This window comes from Sphingomonas sp. GW821-FHT10F09 (genome assembly GCF_058809195.1).
The window spans coordinates 184,039-207,878 of the sequence record NZ_JBXASI010000001.1; the positions used below are offsets into that span (position 1 = coordinate 184,039).

Here is a 23,840-nt window from a genome sequence, read left to right on the forward strand (position 1 = left end):
CGCCGCCGCCTCACCGCCGCCGCCTCACCGCCGCCGCCTCACCGCCGCTTGCCCTGATGGCGGATGTTCTGCGGACGGCCGCGATGTTTGATGACGCGATCCTTGCGCCCCGATCCGACATGCCGCGGCCCGGGCGCCGCACCCTTGCCGCCGGGCAGTTCGAAGCGCAGCGCGCCCGACACGGGGTTCGCCTCCGCCAGCCGCAGGTCGATGCGCTGGCCGAGCGCATATTCCTCGCCGGTCTGCTCGCCGATCAGCTTGCGCGCCGCCTCGTCGAAGCGGAAATATTCGCCGCCGAGGTCGCGGACCGGCATCAGCCCGTCGCCGCCGATCCCCTCGACCGTGGCGAAGAAGCCGTAATTCTGCACGCCGGTGATCCGCGCCGACAGCGTCTCGCCGACCTTTTCCGACAGGAAGGCCGCGACATAGCGGTCGATCGTGTCCCGCTCCGCCTCCATCGCGCGGCGTTCGAGGCCGCTGATCGTCGTGCCGATCTGCTCCATCGCCTCGGCATCCGCACGGGTCAGCTCGCCCGGTCCCAGCGCATAGGCCGCGACCAGCGAGCGATGGACGACGAGGTCGGCATAGCGCCGGATCGGCGAGGTGAAATGCGCGTACGAGCCGAGGCTCAGTCCGAAATGCCCTTGGTTGGCGGGCGCGTAATAGGCCTGGGTCTGCGTGCGCAGCACCTGCTCCATCACCTGCGGACGGAAATCGGCGTCGCCGACGCGGGCGAGGACATGGTTGAACGTCGCCGGGCGGATCACCTGCCCCAGGGCGAAGGGCACGTCGAACGTCTCGAGATAGTCCTTGAGCGCGACCAGCTTCTCGCGGCTCGGCGGTTCGTGGACGCGGTACATCACCGGCGCCTTCTTCGCCTCCAGGGCCTTGGCGGCGGCGACGTTGGCGGCGATCATGTAATCCTCGATCAACCGGTGCGCATCGAGCCGCTCGCGCGGTGCGACCGACATGATCCGCCCCTGCTCGTCGAGCACGACGCGCCGTTCCGGCAGGTCGAGATCGAGCGGCTCGCGCGCGTCGCGTGCCTTGGCGAGCGCGCGCCAGCAGGCCCAGAGCGGCTTCAGGACGGTGTCGGTCAGCGGATGCGACAGCGTGCCGTCGATCGCCGCCTGCGCATCCTCATAGGCGAGGTTCGCCGCGATCCGCACCCGCGCACGGGTGAAGCGCCAGCTGTCGAGCGTGCCCGATTTGCCGATGCGCAGATGGCAGACCAGCGCGGCGCGATCCTCGCCCTCCTTCAGCGAGCATACCTCCGCGGACAGGATCTCGGGCAGCATCGGCACGACGCGGTCGGGGAAATAGACCGAATTGCCGCGGCGGCGCGCCTCGCGGTCGATCTCAGAGCCGGGGCGGACATAGAAGCTGACGTCGGCGATCGCGACCACCGCCTGCCACCCGCCGGCGTTGCCCGGATCGTCGTCGGGCGCCGCCCAGACCGCATCGTCGTGGTCGCGCGCGTCGGCGGGATCGATCGCGACGATCGGCAGGTGGGTCAGGTCCTCGCGCTCCTCGCCCAGCGGCAGCCGCGACACCCGCTCCGCCTCGTCCAGCGATTCACCTGAAAAGACGTCGGGGATGCCCAGCTTGTGGATCGCGATCAGCGAGAAGCTGCGCGGCGCGAACGGATCGCCCAGCCGCTGCACCACCCGCACGGAAAGCCGCGGCGGCCGCCCGGTGATCTCGGTCATCACCAGATCGCCCGCCTCCGCATCGCCGACGTCGGACACCGGGAATTCGCGCCGGTCCTTCTTCTCGACCCCGGTCAGCCAGAAACGGTCGCCGTCGCGCCGCAGCACGCCGAGCACCTGTTCGGAGGCCTTGGCCAGCACCTTCATCGGATGCGCGATCCAGCCCGCGCCCGCTTCCTCGGTCCGCGCGAGGATGCGCTCGCCGATCCCCAGCGCGCCGCGCTTGCGCTCGCGCACCCGCAGCCGCGGCGGCGGCGTTTCCGCCTCCCAATGCTCAGGCACCGCCCAGACGTTGCCGCCGTCGTCGACGTCGGCGATGCGCAGCACCGTCACCCTGGGCAGACCGCCCATCTTGTGAAAGGCGCGGCCGGGCGCCGAGTCGATCAGCCCCTCGTCCGCCATGTCCTTGAGCAGCGCTTTCAGCCCGATCTTCTCCTGCGCGGTCAGGCCGAACGCCTTGGCGATCTCCCGCTTGCCGGCGGGGACATCGGAATTGGCGATGAAGTCGAGGATCTGCGCCTGCGTCGGCAGGCCGGTTCTGGGTTTCTTTGGCACGGACGGGAGATAGGGACTGCGCGGGGCCGCGTCATGTGCGAACTTTGCGCGCGCGACGGCCAGCGGCTACAGGGCGGCATGTTCCGCGTCTGTGCGCTCTATCGCTTCACCCCCTTCGCCGACCCCGCCGCGCTGAAGCCGCCGCTGCTCGCCGCCTGCGAGGCCGCCGGGGTGCGCGGCACGCTGCTGCTCGCGCACGAGGGGATCAACGGCACGATCGCCGGGCCGGATGCGGGCATCGACGCGGTGCTCGCGCATATCCGCGCGCTGCCCGGCTGTACCGCGCTCGACGTCAAGGATTCGCGCGCCGCGACGATGCCCTTTCACCGGACCAAGGTGCGGGTGAAGCGCGAGATCGTGACGATGGGCGAACCCGCGATCGATCCGCTCGACGCGGGCCATTACGTCGAACCGGCGGACTGGAACGCGCTGATCGCCGATCCCGCGACGGTGCTGATCGACACGCGCAACGATTACGAGGTCGCGGTCGGCACGTTCGCGGGTGCGGTCGATCCCGACACGCGCAGCTTCCGCGAATTTCCCGCCTGGTTCCGCGACCATCGCGACGACCTGCTCGCCGGCCGCACCCGCGTCGCGATGTTCTGCACCGGCGGCATCCGCTGCGAAAAGGCGACCGCTTTCCTGAAAGCGGAGGGCGTCGACGACGTCTTCCACCTCAAGGGCGGCATCCTCAAATATCTGGAGGAGGTGCCGGCCGCGGACAGCGCATGGGCGGGCGAATGCTTCGTCTTCGACGAACGCGTCGCGGTCGGCCACGGCCTGACGCCGGGCACGCACGGCCTGTGCCGCGCGTGCCGGATGCCGGTGTCGGAGGCGGACCGCGGGTCGCCGCTCTACGAAGAGGGCGTCAGCTGCCCGCGCTGCCACGCTACGCGCGACGACGCCGACCGCGCGCGCTACGCGGAACGGCACCGACAGGCGCTGCTCGCAGAAGCGCGCGGCGAGGCGCATGTCGGGCGGCGCTACGGGGACGAGGGGTAGCTCGCCCGGCCCCAAACGTCCGTCGGGGTGAGGCTTACGCCGCTTCGCTGAATTGCAGGCTCGCCAGTCGCGCGTACAGGCCGCGGTGGCCGATCAGGCTGGCGTGCGTGCCCTCCTCGACGATGCGGCCCTGGTCCATGACGACGATCCGCCCGGCGGCGCGCACGGTGGCGAGGCGATGCGCGATGACCAGCGTCGTGCGGTTCTCCATCAGCCGTTCCAGCGCCTGCTGGACCAGCCGCTCGCTCTCCGCATCCAGCGCGCTGGTCGCCTCGTCGAGCAGCAGGATCGGCGCATCGCGCAGCAGCGCGCGTGCGATCGTCACCCGCTGGCGCTGGCCGCCCGACAGGCGCGCACCGCCCTCGCCCAGGTTGGTGTCGAGCCCCTGCGGCAGCGCGCGCAGGAAGTCGGCGGCATTGGCGGCCTCGGCGGCGGCCCACAGCTCGTCGTCGCTCGCCTCCCACTGGCCGTAGCGCAGATTGTCGCGGGCGGACGCGCCGAAGATCACCGTATCCTGCGGCACCATCGCGATCTGCGCGCGCACCGCGGCGGGATCGGCTTCGCGCAGGTCGACGCCGTCGAGCAGGACGCGGCCCGCGGCGGGGTCGTAGAAGCGCTCGGCGAGCTGGAACAGCGTCGACTTGCCCGCGCCCGACGGGCCGACGACCGCCACCGTCTCGCCGGTCCGCACCGCGAGCGAGAAGCCGTCGAGCGCCGCCACCTCCGGCCGGGTCGGATAGTGGAAGCGCACGGCGTCGAACGTCAGCGCGCCGCTGACCGGGACGGGCAGCGGGATCGGCGCGGCCGGGCGCGTGATCTCGGGCTGTTCGGCGAGCAGCTCGGCGAGGCGGCTGGCGGCACCGGCGCCGCGCAGCAGGTCGCCATAGACTTCGGTCAGCGCGCCGAACGCGCCCGCGACGATGCCGCCGGTCAATACGAAGGCGGCGATCGCGCCGCCGCTGATCCGCCCCGCGGCGACGTCGGTCGCGCCCTCCCACAGCACCAGCGTGATCGACCCGAAGATCAGGAAGATCATGATCGCGGTCATGAACGCCCGCAGCGCGATGCGCGTCTTGGCGGCGGCGAAGGTCGCGTCGACCGCGGTGTGGAAGCGCTGCGCCTCGCGCGGCTCCTGGCCGAACGCCTGGACGATCTTCATCGCGCCCAGCGTCTCGGTGACGAGCGAGCCGACGTCGGCGACGCGATCCTGCGAGGTGCGCGACAGGTTGCGGATGCGGCGGCCGAGGATCGTCACCGGCAAGATGATGAGCGGGATGCCGAGCAGCAGCATGCCCGCCAGCTTGGGCGACAGCGCGAACAGGTAGATCATGCCGCCCACCCCGGTGAAGGTGTTGCGCAGCGCGATGCTGACCGTGCTGCCGACGACGCTCTCGATCAGCGCGGTGTCCGACGTCAGCCGCGAGGCGATCTCCGACGGGCGGTTTTCCTCGAAGAAGCGCGGCGTCAGGCCCAGCAGGTGCGCCTGCACCCGCGTGCGGATATCGGCGACGACGCGCTCGCCCAGCCACGACACGAAATAGAAGCGGATCGCCGTCGCCACCGCCAGCACCGCGACGATCATCAGCAGGTAATGGAAGGAGGAGGCCACCGTCTCGCCACCGCCCGGCGCGAAGCCGCGGTCGATCACGCGCTTGAACCCGTAGGGGATCCCGATCGTCGCGGCGGAGGTGGTCGCGAGCGCGGCGAGCGCGATGGCGAGGTGCCGCGGATAGGCGAACACGCGCTCCACCACGAGGCGAAGGTCGCCGAGACGACGATTGCTGGGTACGGGAGGTTTGGCCATCGCCGATGCGCCTAGCAGGCGGGGGAGGCCGGCTCAACGCCAGGCGGGGACGGGGCAGGGGTCCTGTCGGCCGTCTCGGGCGTTCAGACCGATTGAACGGGCCGTGATTTGCGTTACGACCCTGGCAACCTGTCTGATGTAAAGATGCGAACCATGCTCTACGACGCCTATGAAATGCAGCGCTCCATGCTCGCCGGGGCGAGCGCGATGGCCACGTTCGGGGCCGACTGGATGCGCAATCCCGCCAACCCCTGGTCCTATGCCGGCGGCGGCCAGATCGTCAGTTCGGCGCTGGAGGTGTTCGCCCACGCCTCGGCGACGCGCGGCAAGCCCGCCTTCGGCCTGACCCACACGACGATCGACGGGCGCGAGGTCGCGGTGCACGAGGAGATCGTGCTCCAGAAGCCGTTCGGCCAGCTCAAGCGCTTCCGCCGCGACGGCGTCGAGGGCGGTCCGAAGCTGCTGATCGTCGCACCCATGTCGGGCCATTTCGCGACGCTGCTGCGCGGCACGGTCGAGCGCATGCTGCCGAGCGCGGACGTGTACATCACCGACTGGCGCGATGCGAAGCTGGTGCCGCTGTCGGACGGGCGTTTCGACCTCGACGATTACATCGATTATCTGATCGCATTCATGGAGGCGATCGGCCCCAACGAGGGGCAGGGCGGCGCGCACATGCTCGCGGTCTGCCAGCCGTCGGTGCCCTGCTATGCCGCGGTGGCGCTGATGAGCGCGGACCGGCACCCCTGCCGCCCGCGGACGCTGACGATGATGGGCGGCCCGGTCGACACGCGCGAGGCGCCGACCGCGGTCAACACGCTCGCGACCGAGCGGCCGCATGCGTGGTTCGAGCAGAATGTCGTGGTCAAGGTGCCGGCGATGTATCCGGGTGCGGGCCGCAAGGTCTATCCGGGCTTCCTGCAACTCGCCGGCTTCATGTCGATGAATCTCGGCAACCACATGATGTCGCATTGGGAGATGTTCAAACATCTCGTGCAGGGCGACGGCGAGAGCGCGGACGCGACCAAGGGCTTCTACGAGGAATATCGCTCGGTCTGCGACATGACCGCCGAATTCTATCTGCAGACCGTCGATCTGGTCTTCCAGACGCATGCGCTGCCCAGGGGGGAGATGATGCATCGCGGCCGCCGGGTCGATCCCGCCGCGATCACCGATGTTGCGATATTGGCGATCGAGGGCGAGCGGGACGATATCTCGGGCCTCGGCCAGACCCGGGCGGCGCTGACGCTCGCGGCGAACTTGCCCGACGACAAAAAGCGGTACCTGATGGCGGAAGGCGCCGGCCATTACGGCATCTTCAACGGCTCGAAGTGGCGCAACCACGTCGCGCCCGTGGTCGAGGAATGGATGGCGGCGAACGCCTGACACCAAAAGAGCGGCTCCCGACGGGGCCGCTCTTCTGCCTGCTATAAAGGGGCGGCGCGGACCGCCCCTTTTTCGTTTCAGGCGACCGAATCGACCACCGCGTGGCTGCTCGATTCGTCACCGCGGATGGTGCCGCCGAACAGCATCTTGACGCGGCCGGAGATCGAGATGTCGGTTTCCCACAGCTCGGCGCTGTCGATGTCGAAGCGCAGCAGCGCGAGATTGGGATCGTCCTTGCCGTTCGGAAACCAGGCATCGACCTGGTTATTCCACAGCTTGTCGATCTGGGCGCGGTCGTCGTCCCGGCTGACGGTGCCGGCGAGGCAGGCGAAGAAATCGTGCCCCTTGCCGACGAACTGCGCCATCGCGTCGCCGCCCTTGGCGATGCGATTGTCCTTGCCGGCGAAGAAGAACAGCGTGTTGGGCTGATCGTCGTCGATCTGCGCGGTCATCGGTTCGGAATGGCCGCCGTCGTGCAGGCCGATCATCACGAACGGGCTGGATTTCAGCGTGTCGAGAAATTTGGCGGCGATTTCCTGTGGGCTGTCGTGATCGGCCATGCATCGTCTCCTGTGCGGGTGTTGGCGGGAGAACGAGCGCGATGGGGGTTGGTTGCGCGATCGGGCCGCATCGGTCACGATCAACGACGGCGGCAATCCCGCCGTCACCACAAGGAGGATACCGCAATGACGGTGGCCGACTTGTGTCGGATCCTGGGCGTCATCATCGCCTTTGCGGCTCTGACCGTGAAGATCGTCGATAGTCGCAACAGGTAAGGCACACGGGCGGGGCTCGGGTAGCAGCTCGAGCCCCAAACGTTTTGGGCCCCGACCGTAGCAGCGGTCGAGGCCCACACAAGGAGGACACCAATGACAATGTCCGCCGTCTAAATATCCCCGAAAGGGGTGAAGTTCAAGTTCACAGCACCTCGAACAGGCCGGCCGCGCCCATGCCGCCGCCGATGCACATCGTGACGACGACGTACTTGGCGCCGCGCCGCTTGCCCTCGATCAGCGCGTGGCCGGTCATGCGGGCGCCGGACATGCCATAGGGGTGACCGATCGAGATCGCGCCGCCGTTGACGTTGAGCAGTTCGTCGGGGATGCCGAGCGTGTCGCGGCAATAGAGGACCTGGACCGCGAACGCCTCGTTCAGCTCCCACAGGCCGATGTCGTTCATCGTCAGGCCGTTCTTCTCGAGCAGCTTGGGGATCGCGAAGACCGGGCCGATGCCCATCTCGTCGGGCTTGGTGCCGGCGACCGCCATGCCGACGTAACGGCCGAGCGGGGTGAGGCCACGCGCCGACGCGACGCTTTCCTCCATCAGCACCGAGGCGGAGGCGCCGTCCGACAGCTGGCTGGCATTGCCCGCGGTGATGACGCCGTCCGGACCGACGACGGGCTGCAGCGCCTGCAGGCCCTCCAGCGTGGTATCGGCGCGATTGCCCTCGTCCTTCGACAGGGTGACGTCCTTGGTGCTGACCTCCTTGGTCACCTTGTCGACGATGTTCATCGTCGCCGCCATCGGCACGATCTCGTCGTCGAACTTGCCCGCCGCCTGTGCCGCGGCGGTGCGCTGCTGCGACTGGAGGCCATAGGCGTCCTGCACGTCGCGACCGATGCCGTAGCGCTTCGCCACCGTCTCGGCGGTCTGGAGCATCGGCATGTAGATGTCGTTGTGCATCGCGATCAGCTGCTTGTCGGGGGCGACGCGCATCTGCGGGGTCTGGACCATGCTGATGCTCTCGACGCCGCCGCCGATCGCGATGTCCATGCCGTCGACGATGATCTGCTTGGCCGCGGTCGCGATCGCCATCAGGCCGCTGGCGCACTGGCGATCGAGCGACATGCCCGATACCGAGGTCGGCAGGCCTGCCCGCAGCGCCGCCTGGCGCGCGATGTTGCCGGCCTGATGCCCCTGCTGCAGCGCCGCGCCGAAGACGACGTCCTCGACCTCCGCCCCCTCGATTCCGGCGCGCTTGACGGCATGTTCGATGGCATGGCCGCCGAGCGCCTGCGGCGTCGTGTTGTTGAAGGCGCCGCGATAGGCGCGGCCGATCGGGGTGCGGGCGGTGGAGACGATGACGGCGGAGCGCATGGTGATTTCTCTCGGCTGATGATGGAACGGTTAGACGAAGATCTGGCTGATCCATTCGGCGATCATCGCGGGCTTCGGCTGCCCTTCGATCTCGACGGTGAATTCATTGGTCTGCTGGAACTGGCCGGGGCGCTTCTCGTCGAATTCGAGCAGTTTGAAGCGTCCGCGCACTTTGCTGCCGGAGCGGACGGGCGTGAGGAAGCGGACTTTGTTGCCGCCGTAATTGACGCCCATCTTCACGCCGTCGAGACGGGGCGCGTCCGGCACCTTCGACGCGAGCAGCGGCATCAGCGACAGGGTGAGGAAGCCGTGCGCGATCGTGCCGCCGAACGGTGTCTGCGCGGCCGCGACGGGATCGAGATGGATGAACTGGTGATCGCCGGTCGCCTCGGCGAACAGGTCGATCATCGCCTGCGTCACCTCGACCCAGTCGGATACGGTCTCGGTGCCGATCCTGGCCTTCATCTCGTCGAGGGTGATCGTCGCCACGCGTTTCTCTCCTTGGCCTCTGGTCCCGGCTTTTGGCGCCTGCCGTTTGGCGCTAGACGCGGGCCATTCTGTAGGCGCGGGAGGGTGTTCCTCGCAAGCCTCGACCGACCGAAAGCTTGAACATGTCCTCTGCCGTAACGTCTGCCGCCCGTAAATCCATGGCGCAACTGTATCGCGCCAGCGAACCCGATGTTCTAAAATTGCTGCTGGACCGCGCATCCACGTCGCCCGACTCGCGTCAGCGGATCATGGGCCATGCGTCAGGACTGCTGGCGGACCTGCGCGCCGCGCAGAACCGCGGCTGGGTGAACCAGTTCCTGCAGGAATATCGGCTCAATTCGTCGGAGGGCGTCGCGCTGCTCAGCCTCGCCGAGGCGTTCCTGCGTGTGCCCGACCCGGAGACGGCGGACCTGCTGATCGCCGACAAACTCGGCGATGCCGACTGGCACGCGCATGCCGGGCGGTCGAACAGCAAGCTGGTCAACAGCGCGACCTGGGGCCTCGTCGTCGGTCGCGTGCTGGTCGGGGAGGGGCCGTCGGGGCCGCTGCGCCGCCTCATCAGCCGCGCGGGCGAGCCGTTCGTGCGGCAGGCGGTGGGCGCGGCGATGAAGATGATGGGCGAGATCTTCGTGATGGGCCGCACCATCGACGAGGCGATGCGGCGGATGAAGCGCGGTGAGAACAAGGGCTTCACCGCCAGTTTCGACATGCTGGGAGAGGCGGCGCGGACGTTCGACGACGCGGGGCGCTATTTCCAGGCCTATGTCGGCGCGATCGACGCGGTCGGCAGCGATCCCGCCGCGGGGCATTCGGTGTCGGTCAAGCTGTCGGCGCTGCACCCGCGCTACGAGGTGGCGCGGTGGAGCGAATGCGTGCCGGCGCTGACCGAGATGCTGGAGGCGCTGGCGGTACAGGCGGCGGCGAAGAACATCGCGCTGACCGTCGATGCGGAGGAATCCGAGCGGCTGGAGATGAGCCTCGACATCATCGGCGCGGTCGCGGCGCTGCCGTCGCTGAAGGGCTGGGACGGGTTCGGCATGGCGGTGCAGGCCTATGGCAAGCGCGCGCGGCCGGTGGTCGCCTGGGCGAACGGGCTGGACCGGGTGATGAACGTCCGGCTGGTCAAGGGCGCCTATTGGGACAGCGAGATCAAGCGGACACAGGTCGAGGGGCTGGGCGATTACCCGCTGTTCACGCGCAAGGCGGCGACCGATGTCTCCTATCTGGCGGTGGCGAAGGACATGCTGGCGGCCGAGAATATCCGCCCGGCCTTCGCCAGCCACAATGCGTTGACGGTCGCGACGATCCTGGAATGGGCGGGCAACAGCCGCGATTTCGAATTCCAGCGGCTGCACGGCATGGGCGACGGCCTGTACGAGCGGCTGGTGCGCGAGAACGGCTATCATTGCCGCATCTATGCGCCGGTCGGCGGGCATCGCGACCTGCTCGCCTATCTGGTGCGGCGCCTGCTGGAGAATGGCGCCAATTCGAGCTTCGTCCACCAGTTGGCGGATGCGCGGCTGAGCGAGGACGAGATCCTCGCGGACCCGGTGGCGAAGATCGCCGCGGTCGGCGGCACGCGGCATCCGAGCATTCCGTTGCCCAGGGACCTGTTCGCGCCGGGGCATCGCAATTCGAGCGGGCTCGACCTGAGCGATGTCGCGACGCTGGAGGCCGCGGTGGCGGCGGTGAAGGCGCCGCTCGGTCAGGCTGATCCTGCTGCGGCCGAGATCGAGGGCGGGGAGGCGCGCGTGTCCGCCGCTGTCACCCGCGCGCACGCCGCCTTTCCCGCATGGTCCGCCACGCCGGTGGACGAGCGTGCCGCCTGCCTCGAACGGCTCGCCGACCTGCTGGAGGAGAATCGCGACCGGCTGATGGCGATCTGCGTGCAGGAGGCGTTCAAGACGATCCCCGATGCCATCGGCGAGGTGCGCGAGGCGGCCGACTTCTGCCGCTATTATGCGGGCGAGGCGCGGGCGCGGTTGCGGCCGGTCGAGCTGCCCGGGCCGACCGGCGAGCGCAACATGCTGCATATCGAGGGTCGCGGCGTGTGGGCGACGATCGCCCCGTGGAATTTCCCGCTGGCGATCTTCCTCGGCCAGACGGTCGCGGCGCTGGTCGCGGGCAATTGCGTCGTCGCCAAGCCGGCGCCGCAGACGCCGGAGATCGCGCGCTTCGCGGTCGCGCTGGCGCATCGCGCGGGCGTGCCGGCGGATGCCTTGGTGCTGGTGACCGGCGGGCCGGAGGTCGGCGCGGCGCTGACCGGCGACGTGCGGGTGGCGGGCGTCGCCTTCACCGGATCGACCGCGACCGCCAAGCGGATCGCACGGACGCTGGTGGCGGACGACGATCGTCCGATCGTGCCGCTGATCGCGGAGACGGGCGGGATCAACGCGATGATCGTCGATTCGACCGCGCTCCCCGAACAGGTCGTGGCGGACGTCATCACCTCCTCGTTCCGCTCGGCTGGGCAGCGCTGTTCGGCGCTGCGGCTGCTGCTGGTGCAGGAGGATGTCGCCGACACCGTCATCCACATGCTGACCGGTGCGATGGAGACGCTGCGCCTCGGCGATCCGGCCGATCCGTCGACCGACGTGGGACCCGTGATCGACCAGGCATCATACGACAAGCTGATGGCCTATAGGACAACCGTCACGGACCGGACGCTCAAGACGCTCGACGCCCCGGCGAACGGGCTGTTCGTGCCGCCGACGCTGGTCAAGCTCGATGCCATCGAGCAGCTGGATCGCGAATGGTTCGGCCCGATCCTGCACGTCGCGACCTGGGAAGCGGGCAAGCTTGCCGAGACGATCGCCCGGGTCAACGCCAAGGGCTATGGCCTGACCATGGGCCTGCACAGCCGCATCGCGCGCGCGGCCGAGGTGACCGAAGCGGCGGCGGCGGTCGGCAACCTCTACATCAACCGCTCGATGATCGGCGCCGTGGTCGGATCGCAGCCGTTCGGCGGCGAGGGACTGTCGGGCACCGGCCCCAAGGCGGGCGGCCCGCATTACCTCTACCGCTTCTGCGCGGAACGCGCCGTGTCGGTCGACACGACCTCCGCCGGCGGCAATGCGACCCTGCTGAGCCTCGACGAAGGCGGGATCTAGGCGGGTCGGGCGGCCATGCCGTCGGTAAGCGGATGGTCACCGTAGCGCTGCTGACTTGTGCATGTCATCGTATGGGTGGAAGACTGGCGGCATGGACGGCGAAGCGGGGGAAGCATGACGGTCTTGCAGGGGTTTGCCTTGGCAGCTCTGGTATCGCAACAGGCGGTGCCGCCCGTGCTGCCCCAGCCGTCGTCCGCGGTCGCAAGCCAGCAACGCATTGCGCAAGCCGCCAAAATCGGTGGGCTGCTACATCTGTACGATCGTGCGGCTTGGGTGAGTTCGGATGCCCTGGCGGCCAAGGTGGCCAAGGATCAGCTCATCGGAATCGGTGGTTATGTTGTCGAACCGATCGACGGGCAGGGGCTTCGAGTAACCTATTTCCGCGGTAAGGGCGCCGATGCGCGTGCCTTTTTCCACGCGGACGTTCGAAACGGCAAGGTTGTCGACAGTGATCTGGCGGTGACGCCAATACCGCTGACGCCGGTGCAGTCTTTGTTAGCGAAAGCCCGCGAGAATGCGGCTGCAGCAGCCGTAAGGCTGGGTTACAAACCCTGTACCGCTGCTCCGTTCAATACGGTCGTTCTGCCGTCACCTAACGGCGGCCCGATCATCGTCTACTTACTGTCGGCGCAACTGGATTTGAAATCCTACCCGATGGGCGGAAACTATCGCGTGATCGTCGGCACTGACGGCGGAATAGTGGCGAACCGGCCCTATAGCGTTGCCTGCGTCAACGTCCGAATTCCCAATCTTCCCCCGGGGGCTAAACCGGTTGGCGTCATCGTCAATCACCTGCTCGACCCCGTACCCACCGAAATCCACGTGTTCGCATCTTATAACCTCCGCATGCCCGTGTTCGTCGAAACACCGGATCGGCAGATCTGGAAGGTCGCAGGCCAGACGATCACACCAGCGGACGTCAAGCGATGACGCACGGCCGATCGCGCTACGCCGATGCCGTTCGCCCCTCCACCGGCACGGCGTACGGCATCACCAGCGTGCCGTCGGGCGCGGCGGTGTAGGTGGTCTGCGTCGGATAGGGGATGACGATCCCTTCGGCGGCGAAGCGGGTCATGATGCCCACCATGATGCGGTCGCGCATCGGGTGGGCGGTGGCCCAGTCGTCGCCGGGGATGTCGAACTGGAGCGCGAAGTCGAGGCTGGAGGCGCCGAACGTCTCGAATCCGCTGCGCGCGACCTTGCCGCCCTCCGCCTCGACGATCTCCCTGAGCAGCGCGGGGATGCGGGCGAGCGTGTCGGGCGGGGTTTCGTAGGCGGCGCCGATCGTGAAGCTGATGCGGATATGGTCGCGGACGCTGGTGTTCTGGATTTCCTTGTCGAGCAGCTGCTTGTTGCTGATGACGCGCAGCTCGCCGGTGAAGGCGCGGATGCGGGTGCTCTTGAGGCCGATCGATTCGATGACGCCGCTGGTGGTGCCGTAGCTGATCTTGTCGCCGCGGCGGAACGGGCGGTCGAAGATGATCGCGAGCGCGGCGAACAGGTCGCCGAAAATGCCCTGCGCCGCCAGACCGATCGCGATGCCGCCGACGCCCAAGCCGGCGATGAGGCCGTTGACGTTGACCCCCAGATTGTCGAGCACGACGACGAGCGCGATCGCGAAGAGCGCGACGGTGACGAGCAGGCGGATGAGGCCCATCGCCGAGAGCAGCGCCTCGCCGCTGTAATGTTCGCTGCTGGTGCGGTGCTCGATCGCGCCGAGGATCAGCTCGCGCGCCCAGATCGCCGCCTGGAACACCGAGGCGACCGTCCACAGGAAGTCGACCGTGGTCGACACCTGGCTGGGCGCGCCGGCGTAACCGACGACCAGTTTCGCGGCGAGCATGACGATGAAGAAGTTGCTGGTGCGGGTGATCGCCCGGCCGACGATCGTCCCCCAGCCGCGCCGGGCGAGATCGCCCGCGCCGAGCGGCGTGTCGCACAGCCGGTTGCCGAGCCGGCGCAGGCCGTGCAGCGCGATGACGATGACCGCGCCGACCGCGAAGGCGATCAGGATCTGCAGCCAGTGCGTGTGCAGCCACAGCTCGCTGGCGACGTAGAGGTCGGACACCTGGTCCTGGACGTTGTCGGCATCGAAGATCGACGCCCGGGCGGCGGTGGTAGTGCTGTTGGCCATGGATACCCTTGTCAGGCGGCTGCCTTCATATCCGGCAGGGTCGCGGGCGTTCCGGCTTCGAGGAACGCGATGAGGCCGCGTTCGGCGCGGCTGAGATAGCGGGCGGAGCGCGGCAGGCGCAACGCCTTGCGGAAGGTGCTCTGCCCCTTTTTCACGAGCGCGATGAGCGCGGGGTGAACGTAGCTTTTGCGCGCGATCGCGGGGGTGTTGCCGAGCCGGGCGACGACCGGCTCGAGCATCGCCTTGAGGCTGAGGTCCGCCTCCGCACTCGCCAGCGCCTCGAACGCGGTGACGCTGGCGCCCCAGGTGCGGAAATGCTTGGCGGTGAAATCGCTGCCGGTGGTGCGCCGGATATAGTCGTTGACGTCGGACGAGGTGACCGGATGCGCGTCGCCGTCCGCGTCGACCCAGGCGAACAGATGCTGTTCGTCCAGGTCCTGCATCTTGCGGACCGTCGCGGCGAGCCGCTTGTCGGTGATCTTCATGTCCCGCTCCTTGCCGGATTTGCCCCGGTAGCGGAGCCGGAGCGTGTCGCCGCGGACGACGCCATGGTCCTTGCGCAACGTGGTCGCGCCGTAACTGTCGTTCGCCTCGGTGTAAGCTTCGTTGCCGACGCGGATGTGGCCGATGTCGAGCAGGCGGATGATCGCGGCGATCGCGCGATCCTTGGGCAGGCCGCGGGTGGCGAGATCCTCGTCCACCTGCTTGCGGATCTTCGGCAGGCAATGGCCGAAATCGGCGCATTTCTCGTATTTCGCCGCCTCCTGCGCCTCGCGGAAGCCGGTGTGGTAGCGATATTGCTTGCGGCCCTTCTCGTCCCATCCGATCGCCTGGATATGGCCGTTGGGCCGCGGGCAGAACCACGCGTCGCGATAGGCGGGGGGCAGGCCGATCGCATTCAGGCGGTCGATTGCGTCGCGGTCGGTGATGCGGTCCCCGTCGGGTGTGTAATAGGCCCAGCCGTTGCGGACCTTGCGGCGGGTGATGCCCGGTCTCGAATCGTCGCAATAGGTAATCCGCATTGCCACCCGGCGCATCCTTTCAGCAGTTTATCCGAAATGCGCAGGACCGATGGTGTGTTCCGGGAACGGGCGGGTCGATGCGGGGGTTAAGGCCCGGCATTCCCCAATCACAGGAGTTACCCGTCATGGCCGACCTCGCCCAAGCCCGCGTGCTGATGATCGCGACCGACGGTTTCGAGCAGGACGAATTGTTCAAGCCGCGGCAGGCGCTGATCGACGCGGGCGCGACGGTGACGCTGGCGTCGATCGCGACCGATCCGATCCAGGGCGTCGTCAACGACAGCGAAAAGGGCGAGAGCGTCACGCCCGAGCTGACGCTGGAGGACGTCGACACCGACGATTACGATGCGCTGGTGCTGCCGGGCGGCGTCGGCAACCCCGACAAGATGCGGCTGGACGAACGGGCGATCGAGATCGTCACCGAATTCATGGAGGACGACAAGATCGTCGCCGCGATCTGCCACGCGCCGTGGCTGCTGGTCGAGGCCGACGTGGTCGACGGACGGCGCGTGACGAGCTGGCCGTCGGTCCGCACCGATCTGGAGAATGCCGGCGCGGACGTGGTGGACGAGGCGGTCGTGGTCGACGGCAACCTCATCACCAGCCGCAAGCCCGACGATATTCCCGCCTTCAACGCGGCGATCATCGCGGCGCTGGAAGAGGAACTGGCCGAAGAGACCGAGGACGCCTGAGCCCCAGGTGCTAGGCTTTAGCCGGCCGGTACGAACCGGCGGCGGATCGACAGCACGTTGATCCGCCGCTGCGCCGGGCGCTCGACCAGATGGTAGAGCGCGACGGAGGCGGCGAGGACCAGCGCCAGATAGCCGGCGATCAGCCATGGCGGGAGCGTTGCGGCGGCGAGGGGGAGCCGGAACGCCTTCCACAGCAGGAAATGCGACAGATAGGTCGCGTAGCTGATCTCTCCCAGATAATGGATCGCGCGTCCTTCCAGCGGATGGCCGGGCCAGCCCGCGGTGCGGGCGAGCGTCAGCAGCAGGCATGAGAAAGTGGCAGGCGCGGCGAGCGTTTCGGGCGCGCCGAGCGCCCATGCGGCGACGGTCGCCACCGTCGCGAGCACCGGGATCGCGATGCTGCCGCGCCCCTCTGTTCGCAGGAACAGCGCGGCGAGGATCGTGCCGGTCGCGAATTCGCACAGGCAGCGGATCAGGCCGAAGCGGGGAATGTCCGTGCCGAGCGAGGGTGCGCCCTGCATCGCGGCATGCAGCGCGAGCAGGATCGCGGCGGCGATGCCGGTCAGCGCGAGCGTCGGCAGGCGGCGCCAGTCCACCGCCATGACCAGCAGCGGGAACAGCAGATAGGCGGCGAGTTCGCAGCTGATCGACCAGGATGGATCGTTCCAGCGCAGCGCGTCGGTAAGCCCCCAATTGTGGACCAGCAGCAGGTGCAGCGGCAGCTCCGCCAGCGGAAACGCAGGGTCGTCGCGGCCGGTGGCGCGCAACAGCAGTGCGAGCGCGAGGCCGAAGGCGAGCATCACCGCATGCAGCGGCCAGATGCGGGCGATGCGCCGTTGCAGGAAGCGCCACGGCGCACCGGGCGCGCGCAGGCGATCGTGCCACGTCAGCCAGATGACGAAGCCGGACAGCAGGAAGAAGAAATCGACCGCGAGATAGCCCCGGGCGAGCAGCGCCTCGACGCCGGTGGGCAGGCCGGCGATCGCGCCGCGGATATGGTAGAGGACGACCAGCCATGCCGCGATGCCGCGGACGCTGGTGAGGGCGCGAAGCTCGCCGGTCACGCCGCGAGCGCCGCTGCGGGCCTCGGCTTGCGCATCGGCAGCTTCTCTGTCTCCGCGCGGCGACGGGCGAGATAGGAATCGAGCCCGATCTGCGCGCCGATCAGCATGTAGACGAACGGCTGGAAGGCGATGGCGATGAACGCCGCGCCGAGCAGGTAGACCAGATGCGCCGTCTGCAACGCCGCGGCCAGGGGGCCGGCCCAGCCGAATTCACCCTCCGCATCGCGGTAGCGGCGGCGCAGCACCTCCATGCGGAACAGGCCGATCAGGCTGATCGCGAGCCACAGCGCGAGGCCTAGATAGCCCTGTTCGCCGAGCATCTCGAAATAGGCGCTGTGATAGCCGCGCGCCTTGTCGGTCACCGCCTGATCGGCGACCGCGGGGGCGGGGCCGGCGCCGTCGGTCCGCTTGATCTCATAGCGGATGCGGTTGCCGCGATACGCCTCGAACCCGCCACCGAAGGGATGCGCCCGGGCATAGTCGATCGTCCATTGCCAGACGGCGAGCCGGGTCGAGGCGGATTCGTCGGCATCGTGGCTCTTGATCGTGCTCATCCGGTCGGTAAAGCTCGCCGGCAGGAAGGGGATGCTGGTCACCGCCACCGCGCCGATCATCGTCAGATAGAGCAGCTTGCGCTTCGCGTTGCGCAGCGACAGCAGCGCGACGAGGACGATGCAGAGCAGGCCGGTGCGGGTCGAGGTGCCGACCGGGATCAGCAGGCAGGCGAAGATCAGGCACAGGCAGAAGCCCTTCACCTTCCAGTCCGGGCGAAAGATCGTGCCGTGGCGCATGAACCAGGCGATCAGCGGCACGATCGCGATCGCGACGGTGGAGATGGTGCTGCCTTCGTACAGGCCCGAATTGTTGTTCACCATCAGGTCGAGCTGGCCATAGCCGCCGCCGCCCGCCGCGGTCTTGATGCCGCCGACGATGATGATCGACGCGGCGGACAGGATCATGAACAGCAGCAGCGCCTCGATCCGCAGGCGCGTGCGCAGCGTCAGCGGCAGGAAGGCGGCGAAGGCGAGGCATTTCCACACCCAGTCCCATTTGTCCTTCGCGTCGAGCGGGAAGTCGGCACCCGTCGTGGTCGCCCAGCAATAGAGGAGGAGGACGACGATCAGGCCCTGGCGGGGGGTGAAGCGGCTGTCCGACTTGTCGTCCATCAGCAGCCAGCCGCCGACCGCCAGCGCGACCGCGATCAGCGAGATCGGCACGGTGTTGAGCAGGATGTAGGTCAGCCGCTGCGGCGAGACGATGTCGATATAGACATAGGCGAGCACGAGGATGAACGGCCGGCGCAGCCCCATCCCGAAGATCGCGGCGAGGAAGGCGACGAAGACGAGGTCACGCACCGGGCGGCGGGTCCTGCGGCCGCGTCCGTGCACGCCAGTGGCGTGGCGGCGGCGCTTCGGAATCGAGATCGGGGCGCCGGAGCAGCAGCCACGCGGCGAGCAGCATCAGCCCGTGGGTGAGGCCCAGCGACAGATTGTCGATCATGGTGTCGCCGCTCCTTTCCCGCGCCGCCATAGGCGGGGAGGGGTTGATGCGGCGTTAAGTGACGGGGTGGCGCCCCGCCGCGGTCATTTGCGCCGGCACGGGAAGGCGGCGCGCAGCGCGTCGCGGACGACGAAGGCGGGGGCGCCGGTCGCCTTGTTCCCGCGCTTGCGCAGATATTTGCGCACGCCCGCGACCATGTCGTTGGTCGAGAGGCGGGTGGCCGTGGGGCAGATCTGGCGCGTCTGCGACAGCGTGTCGAAGGCGCCGACGATATAGCCGGAGCAGAAATTGGGCGTGGGATCGTCGTCCTTGCCGCGGCATTGCTCGACCAGCTGCGGCGTGGTCAGCGAACTCACCACCACCGGTCGGTCCGCCGCGGCGAGCAAGGCGAGCAACAACGGCATCATCGCGGGGGAATCCTTTTCGGGCGACCTTAGCCGCTGGCGGCGGTGAGATAGGGCAGCAGGCGGACGCGCGGGAAGACGTCGTCGAGCGGCCGCGTGTCGGGCAGGACGTAGACGATGCCACCCTTCCGCCGGAACAGCGGACTCAGCGTGGCGGTGTAGAAGCGCGTGGCGACGTTGATGCAGCCGAAGGTGATGCGATTGTCGTCGGGCGAGGGCGACAGCAGCCGCGCGACCCGGCGTTCCTTCGGATGGGTGGTGATGACCGCGTGCAGCGCGACCGAATTGGCATAATCGACCCAGAGCACGCGCTGGCGGCCGAAGGCACGGCCGAATCTGGCGACGAAGCGGCCTGCGGGTGTCGTCCGCTCCGCCGGTCCGATCTCCGACAGGTCCTTGGCGCCGACGCCCGGGGACGAATCGTCGCCGACGCCGACGCCGAGCAGGATCGGGACCTCCCCGCGCAGCGCGCCGGTCGCATCGAACAGGAACAGCGTCGCGGTCTGCTTGTCGACGACCGCATAGGGCAGGCCGGCATTGTCCTGCGCCGCGGCGATCCAGGCGATCATGCGGCTGGCGGCTTCCGATCGCGGCATCACCGGCGGCACCGGCGGTGGCGCGTCGGCGACCTTGGCGGCCGGCTTGCGCGTGCGCGGCGCCGCCGATGCCGCGGGCGGCACGAGCAGCGCAAGCGCGAATGCGGCGTGGCAGGCGATGCGGAACGGCTCCGCGAACATGATTGTCCTGTTCAGCGGAGCCGTCCGTCCGTGCTGGTGTGCGATGCGGTCAGGCGATCAGCCGCGCGGCTTGCGCTGCCGCTGCTGCGCCTGTTGCTGCAACTGCTGCTCCAGCCCGTCGACGCGGCCGTTGATCTGGTCGATGCGCTGGCCGTTCTGCTGCGCCTGGCCGGCGGCGGCCTGGGCCTGGGCGAGTGCCTGTCCCGACGTGCCCTCGACGGTGCGCAGGCGCCCGTCCATGCCGTCGATCCGGGTGTTCACGGTCGCGATCTGATCGCGGACGAAGCCCTTGGTGGCGCAGCCGCCGAGGACGGTCGAGCCGGCGAGGATCATCGCGACAGCGGCATATCTGGGGAACGTGGAACGCATATACTTACCTCCGAAAACAGGTGCCGCGCAGTCAGCGCGGCGCCGGCGCGGCTGACAATCGATATAAGTCGAAACGTGTGCGTAACGCGGCGGAGGCGCCGGGTTCCGGCCGCCGGCGGCGCGGTTGACGGCCTATTAAGCGGCGGCGTGCGAAGGCATGCGGCATGCGCATCCTCCACGTCCTCGACCACGGACTGCCGCTGCAGAGCGGCTATACCTTCCGCACCCGCGCGATCCTGAAGGCGCAGGAACAGCGCGGCTGGCAGGTCGCGGCGGTGACCGGGCCGCGGCATCACGCGGATCGCGGCGACGCGGTCGAATCGATCGACGGGCTCACCTTCCACCGCACCCGCGCGACGCAGCGCGGCGGCGTGCTCGGCGAGCTTGCGGGCATCGCGGCATTCGCACGCCGAATCGACGCCGCAGTCGACTCATTCCGGCCGGACATCCTGCACGCGCATTCGCCGGTGCTCGATGCGCTGGCCGCGCTGCGGGTCGCGCGACGGCGCGGGCTGCCGCTGGTGTATGAGATCCGGGCGTTCTGGGAGGATGCGGCGGTCGGCAACGGCACGGGCCGCGAGGGATCGGCGAAATATCGCGCGACGCGGGCGCTGGAGGGCTGGGCGGTGCGGCGCGCCGATGCGGTGGCGGTGATCTGCGACGGGCTGCGCGGCGATCTGGTCGCGCGCGGGATGGCGGCGAATAAGATCGTGGTGTCGCCCAACGGCGTCGACCTGACGCTGTTCGGCGAACCGGTGGCGCGCGATGCCGAACTCGCGCGCGAGTTCGGGCTGGAGGATTGCGAGACGATCGGCTTCATCGGCAGCTTCTACGATTACGAGGGGCTCGACGATCTGATCGCGGCGATGCCGGCGCTGGTCGCGGCGCGACCCTGGGTGCGGCTGCTGCTGGTCGGTGGCGGGCCGATGGAGGCGGCGTTGCGAGCGCAGGCGGCGGCATCGCCGGTGGCGGACGCTATCCGCTTCGCCGGGCGCGTGCCGCATGCCGCGGTGGAGCGTTATTATGCGCTGGTCGACGTGCTCGCCTATCCGCGCAAGGCGATGCGGCTGACCGAGCTGGTCACGCCGTTGAAACCGCTGGAGGCGATGGCGCAGGGCAAGCTGGTCGCGGCATCGGACGTCGGCGGCCATCGCGAGCTGATCCGCGACGGCGAGACGGGGACGCTGTTCCGCGCCGACGATCCGGGGGCGATCGCGGCGGCGCTGGCGGGCCTGCTCGCCGATCGCAGCGGCTGGGAGGCGCGGCGCGCGCGGGGGCGGGCGTTCGTCGCGGCGGAGCGTAACTGGTCGTCAAACATTTGTCGTTACGAACCGATTTACCAGCGGCTGAAGGCAGCCGCGACAGTGGATGGATCATGGCAGCGTTCACCAGCCGGAATTTGACCCTTCCCCGGGCGCCCGCATGGATCGCACCGGGCGGCGCGATCGTGGCAGGGCTTGCCGCGGCGGCGCTGTTCGCACTGCTGCCGCAGACGCTGCTGGAGGATTGGGTATGGCAGAGCGGGCTGCCCGGGCTGACCGCGGTGGCGGAACCGCCGCTCGGCACCACGGCGCGGGCGGTGCTGGCGCTGGGGGCGGGGGCGCTGGCCGCGGCGGTAAGCTGGTCGGCGCTGTTCCTGCTGGTCGGTCCCGAGGGCGTGTTCGCGCCGTGGCCGGTCGCGCAGGAAGGCGTGCCGGTGCTGCGTCGTGCCGATGCGCATCCCGATGCGCCCGCACGCAAGCCTCTGTCCGCCGCCGATCTCGGCGTGCCGATGCCGCCCGCGCAGGACGATGCCGATTCGTCGCCGGTGCTGGTGGTGCAGGCGATCCCGGCCGACCTCGACACGCCGCTCGCCGCCTTCCACCCCGAGGCGCTGCCCGCGGTGCCGCGCGAGCCGGTGCGGCCGGTCGCGTCGCTGCGCCCGGTCGCGCTGGTCGAGGGTGAGCGGATCGCCAGCGTCGAGCTGCCACGCGCGCCGACCGAAGCGGCCGGCGCGCCCTCGATCGAATCGCTGCTGCGGCGGCTGGAGCAGAGCACGCGGCGGCCGCTGCGCGCCTGAACGGCCCAGCAACACTTTAGAATATCGGGTATCGTTTTCGGGCTTACCGCCCCATTCGCCGTCTGTTAGCCTTCGCAAAACAGAACGGAGAGGTTGATGGCGCATTCCGCCCCGCAAGGTCTGGCCGCGGACGAGCAACAGGCGTCGCGCTACGCCTGGTACGTGCTCGGCATCCTGTTCCTCGTCTACGTGCTTAATTTCATCGACCGGCAGGTGATCTCGATCCTGGCGGAGGACATCAAACGCGACCTCAACCTGAAGGACGAGGATCTCGGGTTCCTGTACGGCACCGCGTTCGGCGTCTTCTACGCCTTGTTCGGCATTCCGCTGGGGCGGCTGGCGGACAGCTGGCACCGGGTGCGTCTGATGACGGTGGGGCTGGCGCTATGGTCGTCGATGACCGCGCTGTCGGGCTTTTCGCGCACCGGCGGGCAGCTGGCGGCGGCGCGGATCGGCGTCGGGATCGGCGAGGCGACGGCGAGCCCGTCGGCCTATTCACTGATCTCCGACTATTTCCCCAAGCGGCTGCGCGCGACCGCGCTGTCGATCTATTCGGCCGGCCTGTACGTCGGTGGCGGCGTGTCGCTGTTCATCGGCGGACTGATCGTACAGGGCTGGAACAAGGCCTATCCGGGCGGCGGACCGATGGGGCTGGTCGGCTGGCAGGCGGCGTTCCTAGCGGTCGGCCTGCCGGGGTTGCTCGTCGCAGTCTGGATCGCGACGTTGCGCGAGCCGATCCGTGGGATGGTCGAGGGGCTGCCCGAGCCCGAAAAGCACCCCGCGCCGTTCCGCGCCTTCTTTCAGGAGCTGTTGACGATCATCCCGCCGCTGACGCTGATCGGCGCGGCGCGGGGCGGCACGCGGGCGCTGCTGATAAACCTGACCGGTCTGGCCGCGGTCGTCGCGGTGGTGACGCTGCTGATCGGACTGGGCGAGCCGAAGCCGCAATGGTTCGCGGTCGGCATCGGCGTCTATGCGGTCTTTTCCTGGGCCTGTGCGCTGAAGCGGCGCGATCCCGCCACCTTTGCGCTGATCGTCGGCACGCCGGCGTTCCTATGCACGGTGGTCGCCTATGGCCTCAATTCCTTCCTGAGCTATGCAGCGAGCTTCTGGGGCGCGCCCTATGTACTGCGCGAACTGGGCGAGACGCCGGCGCGCGCCGGACTGCTGTTGGGCAGCAGCGGTGCGCTGGCGGGGTTCCTGGGGCTGACGATCGGCGGCGTCGTCGCCGACCGGTTGCGGCGGACCGATCCGGCGGGGCGGCTGATCGTCGTGATCTTCGGCGCGACGGTGCCAGTGCCGTTCCTGATCGGCGCGTTCACCGCGAGTAGCGTCTGGGTATTCTATCCTTGCCTGTTCCTGTCGGGCCTGACCGCGAGCGGCGCGCTGGGATCGGCGGCGGCGACGACACAGGACCTTGTGCTGCCGCGGATGCGCGGCACGGCGACCGCCACCTTCTTCATCGGCACGACGCTGATGGGGCTGGCGATGGGGCCGTATCTGGCGGGGCGAATCTCGACGCTGTCGGGCAGCCTGTCGGTCGGCATGCTGTCGTTGCTGGCGGTGATGCCGATCACGCTGGGCTGCGCGATCGCGGCCTACAAGCTGGTGCCGAAGGCGGAGGCGTCGCGCGAGGCGCGGGCGCGTGCCGCGGGCGAGGTGATCTGAGGGAATGCCCGTGCTCCCGCCCGCCGCGGGAGCACGGGC

Annotated in this window: 21 protein-coding genes; 8 read left to right on the plus strand and 13 right to left on the minus strand. The window is 68.8% G+C overall.

Features of this window, described 5'->3' with window-relative positions; all coding sequences use genetic code 11:
- Window positions 1-38 precede the first annotated feature (38 nt).
- Window positions 39-2,264, minus strand: coding sequence for a ribonuclease R family protein (locus AC1RTO_RS00800; protein WP_493159082.1), 2,226 nt, complete (start codon window positions 2,262-2,264; stop codon window positions 39-41).
- A 78-nt stretch (window positions 2,265-2,342) separates the two neighbouring features.
- Between AC1RTO_RS00800 and trhO the strand changes: the two genes are divergently transcribed.
- Window positions 2,343-3,266: an oxygen-dependent tRNA uridine(34) hydroxylase TrhO gene (gene trhO, locus AC1RTO_RS00805; RefSeq protein ID WP_493160294.1), complete on the plus strand. Its 924-nt coding sequence runs from the start codon at window positions 2,343-2,345 to the stop codon at window positions 3,264-3,266.
- A 34-nt stretch (window positions 3,267-3,300) separates the two neighbouring features.
- Here the strand turns inward: trhO and AC1RTO_RS00810 are convergent, their stop codons facing one another.
- Window positions 3,301-5,070: an ABC transporter transmembrane domain-containing protein gene (locus tag AC1RTO_RS00810; protein ID WP_493159083.1), complete on the minus strand. Its 1,770-nt coding sequence runs from the start codon at window positions 5,068-5,070 to the stop codon at window positions 3,301-3,303.
- Between the two features lie 153 nt (window positions 5,071-5,223).
- Between AC1RTO_RS00810 and AC1RTO_RS00815 the strand changes: the two genes are divergently transcribed.
- Window positions 5,224-6,456 carry a polyhydroxyalkanoate depolymerase gene (locus tag AC1RTO_RS00815; protein WP_493160295.1) on the plus strand — a complete coding sequence of 411 codons (1,233 nt, stop codon included), beginning with the start codon at window positions 5,224-5,226 and terminating at the stop codon, window positions 6,454-6,456.
- A 77-nt stretch (window positions 6,457-6,533) separates the two neighbouring features.
- Here AC1RTO_RS00815 and AC1RTO_RS00820 read toward each other — a convergent pair whose 3' ends face one another.
- The 3 genes from AC1RTO_RS00820 to AC1RTO_RS00830 form a co-directional block, all read right to left on the minus strand.
- Entirely contained in the window at window positions 6,534-7,016 is a 483-nt protein-coding gene (locus tag AC1RTO_RS00820) for a pyridoxamine 5'-phosphate oxidase family protein (RefSeq protein WP_493159084.1), read from the minus strand.
- A gap of 358 nt (window positions 7,017-7,374) precedes the next feature.
- On the minus strand, window positions 7,375-8,553 hold the full coding sequence (locus tag AC1RTO_RS00825; RefSeq protein ID WP_493159085.1) for an acetyl-CoA C-acyltransferase: 1,179 nt from the start codon (window positions 8,551-8,553) through the stop codon (window positions 7,375-7,377).
- A 30-nt stretch (window positions 8,554-8,583) separates the two neighbouring features.
- On the minus strand, window positions 8,584-9,018 hold the full coding sequence (locus AC1RTO_RS00830; RefSeq protein ID WP_493160296.1) for a MaoC family dehydratase: 435 nt from the start codon (window positions 9,016-9,018) through the stop codon (window positions 8,584-8,586).
- Between the two features lie 182 nt (window positions 9,019-9,200).
- Between AC1RTO_RS00830 and putA the strand changes: the two genes are divergently transcribed.
- Complete coding sequence (gene putA, locus AC1RTO_RS00835; RefSeq protein WP_493160297.1) at window positions 9,201-12,152, plus strand: bifunctional proline dehydrogenase/L-glutamate gamma-semialdehyde dehydrogenase PutA; 2,952 nt, start codon at window positions 9,201-9,203, stop codon at window positions 12,150-12,152.
- Window positions 12,153-12,266: 114 nt separating this feature from the next.
- Window positions 12,267-13,082: a hypothetical protein gene (locus AC1RTO_RS00840; protein WP_493159086.1), complete on the plus strand. Its 816-nt coding sequence runs from the start codon at window positions 12,267-12,269 to the stop codon at window positions 13,080-13,082.
- A gap of 16 nt (window positions 13,083-13,098) precedes the next feature.
- Here the strand turns inward: AC1RTO_RS00840 and AC1RTO_RS00845 are convergent, their stop codons facing one another.
- The gene (locus tag AC1RTO_RS00845) at window positions 13,099-14,286 is read right to left on the minus strand and encodes a mechanosensitive ion channel family protein (protein ID WP_493159087.1); all 1,188 of its coding nucleotides are present in this window, start codon (window positions 14,284-14,286) and stop codon (window positions 13,099-13,101) included.
- Between the two features lie 11 nt (window positions 14,287-14,297).
- Window positions 14,298-15,308, minus strand: a complete 1,011-nt coding sequence (locus AC1RTO_RS00850; protein ID WP_493160298.1) for a DNA topoisomerase IB — start codon at window positions 15,306-15,308, stop codon at window positions 14,298-14,300.
- A 125-nt stretch (window positions 15,309-15,433) separates the two neighbouring features.
- Between AC1RTO_RS00850 and AC1RTO_RS00855 the strand changes: the two genes are divergently transcribed.
- Entirely contained in the window at window positions 15,434-16,000 is a 567-nt protein-coding gene (locus tag AC1RTO_RS00855; protein ID WP_493159088.1) for a type 1 glutamine amidotransferase domain-containing protein, read from the plus strand.
- Window positions 16,001-16,017: 17 nt separating this feature from the next.
- On the opposite strand, the gene AC1RTO_RS00860 is transcribed toward AC1RTO_RS00855, so the two are convergent.
- The 6 genes from AC1RTO_RS00860 to AC1RTO_RS00885 all read right to left on the minus strand — a co-directional run bounded on the left by AC1RTO_RS00860 (window position 16,018) and on the right by AC1RTO_RS00885 (window position 20,074).
- A complete protein-coding gene (locus AC1RTO_RS00860) occupies window positions 16,018-17,064 on the minus strand; it encodes an acyltransferase family protein (protein WP_493159089.1) in 1,047 nt (348 codons plus the stop codon).
- The gene (locus tag AC1RTO_RS00865; protein ID WP_493159090.1) at window positions 17,061-18,419 is read right to left on the minus strand and encodes a putative O-glycosylation ligase, exosortase A system-associated; all 1,359 of its coding nucleotides are present in this window, start codon (window positions 18,417-18,419) and stop codon (window positions 17,061-17,063) included. The genes AC1RTO_RS00860 and AC1RTO_RS00865 overlap by 4 nt, the downstream gene beginning before the upstream one ends.
- Window positions 18,412-18,564, minus strand: a complete 153-nt coding sequence (locus AC1RTO_RS00870; protein WP_293876443.1) for a hypothetical protein — start codon at window positions 18,562-18,564, stop codon at window positions 18,412-18,414. The genes AC1RTO_RS00865 and AC1RTO_RS00870 overlap by 8 nt, the downstream gene beginning before the upstream one ends.
- Before the next feature lie 83 nt (window positions 18,565-18,647).
- Window positions 18,648-18,971: a Rap1a/Tai family immunity protein gene (locus AC1RTO_RS00875; protein WP_493159091.1), complete on the minus strand. Its 324-nt coding sequence runs from the start codon at window positions 18,969-18,971 to the stop codon at window positions 18,648-18,650.
- Between the two features lie 26 nt (window positions 18,972-18,997).
- Entirely contained in the window at window positions 18,998-19,705 is a 708-nt protein-coding gene (locus AC1RTO_RS00880; RefSeq protein WP_493159092.1) for a hypothetical protein, read from the minus strand.
- 57 nt (window positions 19,706-19,762) lie between these two features.
- Window positions 19,763-20,074: a hypothetical protein gene (locus tag AC1RTO_RS00885; RefSeq protein ID WP_293876449.1), complete on the minus strand. Its 312-nt coding sequence runs from the start codon at window positions 20,072-20,074 to the stop codon at window positions 19,763-19,765.
- 164 nt (window positions 20,075-20,238) lie between these two features.
- Here AC1RTO_RS00885 and AC1RTO_RS00890 point away from each other — a divergent pair, with 164 nt between their 5' ends.
- The 3 genes from AC1RTO_RS00890 (at window position 20,239) to AC1RTO_RS00900 (ending at window position 23,801) form a co-directional block, all read left to right on the plus strand.
- Window positions 20,239-21,477: a TIGR04063 family PEP-CTERM/XrtA system glycosyltransferase gene (locus AC1RTO_RS00890; protein ID WP_493159093.1), complete on the plus strand. Its 1,239-nt coding sequence runs from the start codon at window positions 20,239-20,241 to the stop codon at window positions 21,475-21,477.
- Window positions 21,450-22,133, plus strand: coding sequence for a hypothetical protein (locus AC1RTO_RS00895; protein ID WP_493159094.1), 684 nt, complete (start codon window positions 21,450-21,452; stop codon window positions 22,131-22,133). Before AC1RTO_RS00890 ends, AC1RTO_RS00895 begins: the two co-directional genes overlap by 28 nt.
- 96 nt (window positions 22,134-22,229) lie before the next feature.
- Complete coding sequence (locus AC1RTO_RS00900) at window positions 22,230-23,801, plus strand: spinster family MFS transporter (protein ID WP_493159095.1); 1,572 nt, start codon at window positions 22,230-22,232, stop codon at window positions 23,799-23,801.
- The last annotated feature ends 39 nt before the right edge of the window (window positions 23,802-23,840 follow it).

Excerpts from the sequence above, each read along its gene's own strand:
- trhO (WP_493160294.1), top strand. The coding sequence starts at position 2,343 with ATGTTCCGCGTCTGTGCGCTCTATCGCTTCACCCCCTTCGCCGACCCC.
- AC1RTO_RS00810 (WP_493159083.1), bottom strand. The coding sequence starts at position 5,070 with ATGGCCAAACCTCCCGTACCCAGCAATCGTCGTCTCGGCGACCTTCGC.
- AC1RTO_RS00815 (WP_493160295.1), top strand. The coding sequence starts at position 5,224 with ATGCTCTACGACGCCTATGAAATGCAGCGCTCCATGCTCGCCGGGGCG.
- AC1RTO_RS00820 (WP_493159084.1), bottom strand. The coding sequence starts at position 7,016 with ATGGCCGATCACGACAGCCCACAGGAAATCGCCGCCAAATTTCTCGAC.
- AC1RTO_RS00825 (WP_493159085.1), bottom strand. The coding sequence starts at position 8,553 with ATGCGCTCCGCCGTCATCGTCTCCACCGCCCGCACCCCGATCGGCCGC.
- AC1RTO_RS00830 (WP_493160296.1), bottom strand. The coding sequence starts at position 9,018 with ATGAAGGCCAGGATCGGCACCGAGACCGTATCCGACTGGGTCGAGGTG.
- putA (WP_493160297.1), top strand. The coding sequence starts at position 9,201 with ATGGCGCAACTGTATCGCGCCAGCGAACCCGATGTTCTAAAATTGCTG.
- AC1RTO_RS00840 (WP_493159086.1), top strand. The coding sequence starts at position 12,267 with ATGACGGTCTTGCAGGGGTTTGCCTTGGCAGCTCTGGTATCGCAACAG.
- AC1RTO_RS00845 (WP_493159087.1), bottom strand. The coding sequence starts at position 14,286 with ATGGCCAACAGCACTACCACCGCCGCCCGGGCGTCGATCTTCGATGCC.
- AC1RTO_RS00850 (WP_493160298.1), bottom strand. The coding sequence starts at position 15,308 with ATGCGGATTACCTATTGCGACGATTCGAGACCGGGCATCACCCGCCGC.
- AC1RTO_RS00855 (WP_493159088.1), top strand. The coding sequence starts at position 15,434 with ATGGCCGACCTCGCCCAAGCCCGCGTGCTGATGATCGCGACCGACGGT.
- AC1RTO_RS00870 (WP_293876443.1), bottom strand. The coding sequence starts at position 18,564 with ATGATCGACAATCTGTCGCTGGGCCTCACCCACGGGCTGATGCTGCTC.
- AC1RTO_RS00875 (WP_493159091.1), bottom strand. The coding sequence starts at position 18,971 with ATGATGCCGTTGTTGCTCGCCTTGCTCGCCGCGGCGGACCGACCGGTG.
- AC1RTO_RS00880 (WP_493159092.1), bottom strand. The coding sequence starts at position 19,705 with ATGTTCGCGGAGCCGTTCCGCATCGCCTGCCACGCCGCATTCGCGCTT.
- AC1RTO_RS00885 (WP_293876449.1), bottom strand. The coding sequence starts at position 20,074 with ATGCGTTCCACGTTCCCCAGATATGCCGCTGTCGCGATGATCCTCGCC.
- AC1RTO_RS00890 (WP_493159093.1), top strand. The coding sequence starts at position 20,239 with ATGCGCATCCTCCACGTCCTCGACCACGGACTGCCGCTGCAGAGCGGC.
- AC1RTO_RS00895 (WP_493159094.1), top strand. The coding sequence starts at position 21,450 with ATGGCAGCGTTCACCAGCCGGAATTTGACCCTTCCCCGGGCGCCCGCA.
- AC1RTO_RS00900 (WP_493159095.1), top strand. The coding sequence starts at position 22,230 with ATGGCGCATTCCGCCCCGCAAGGTCTGGCCGCGGACGAGCAACAGGCG.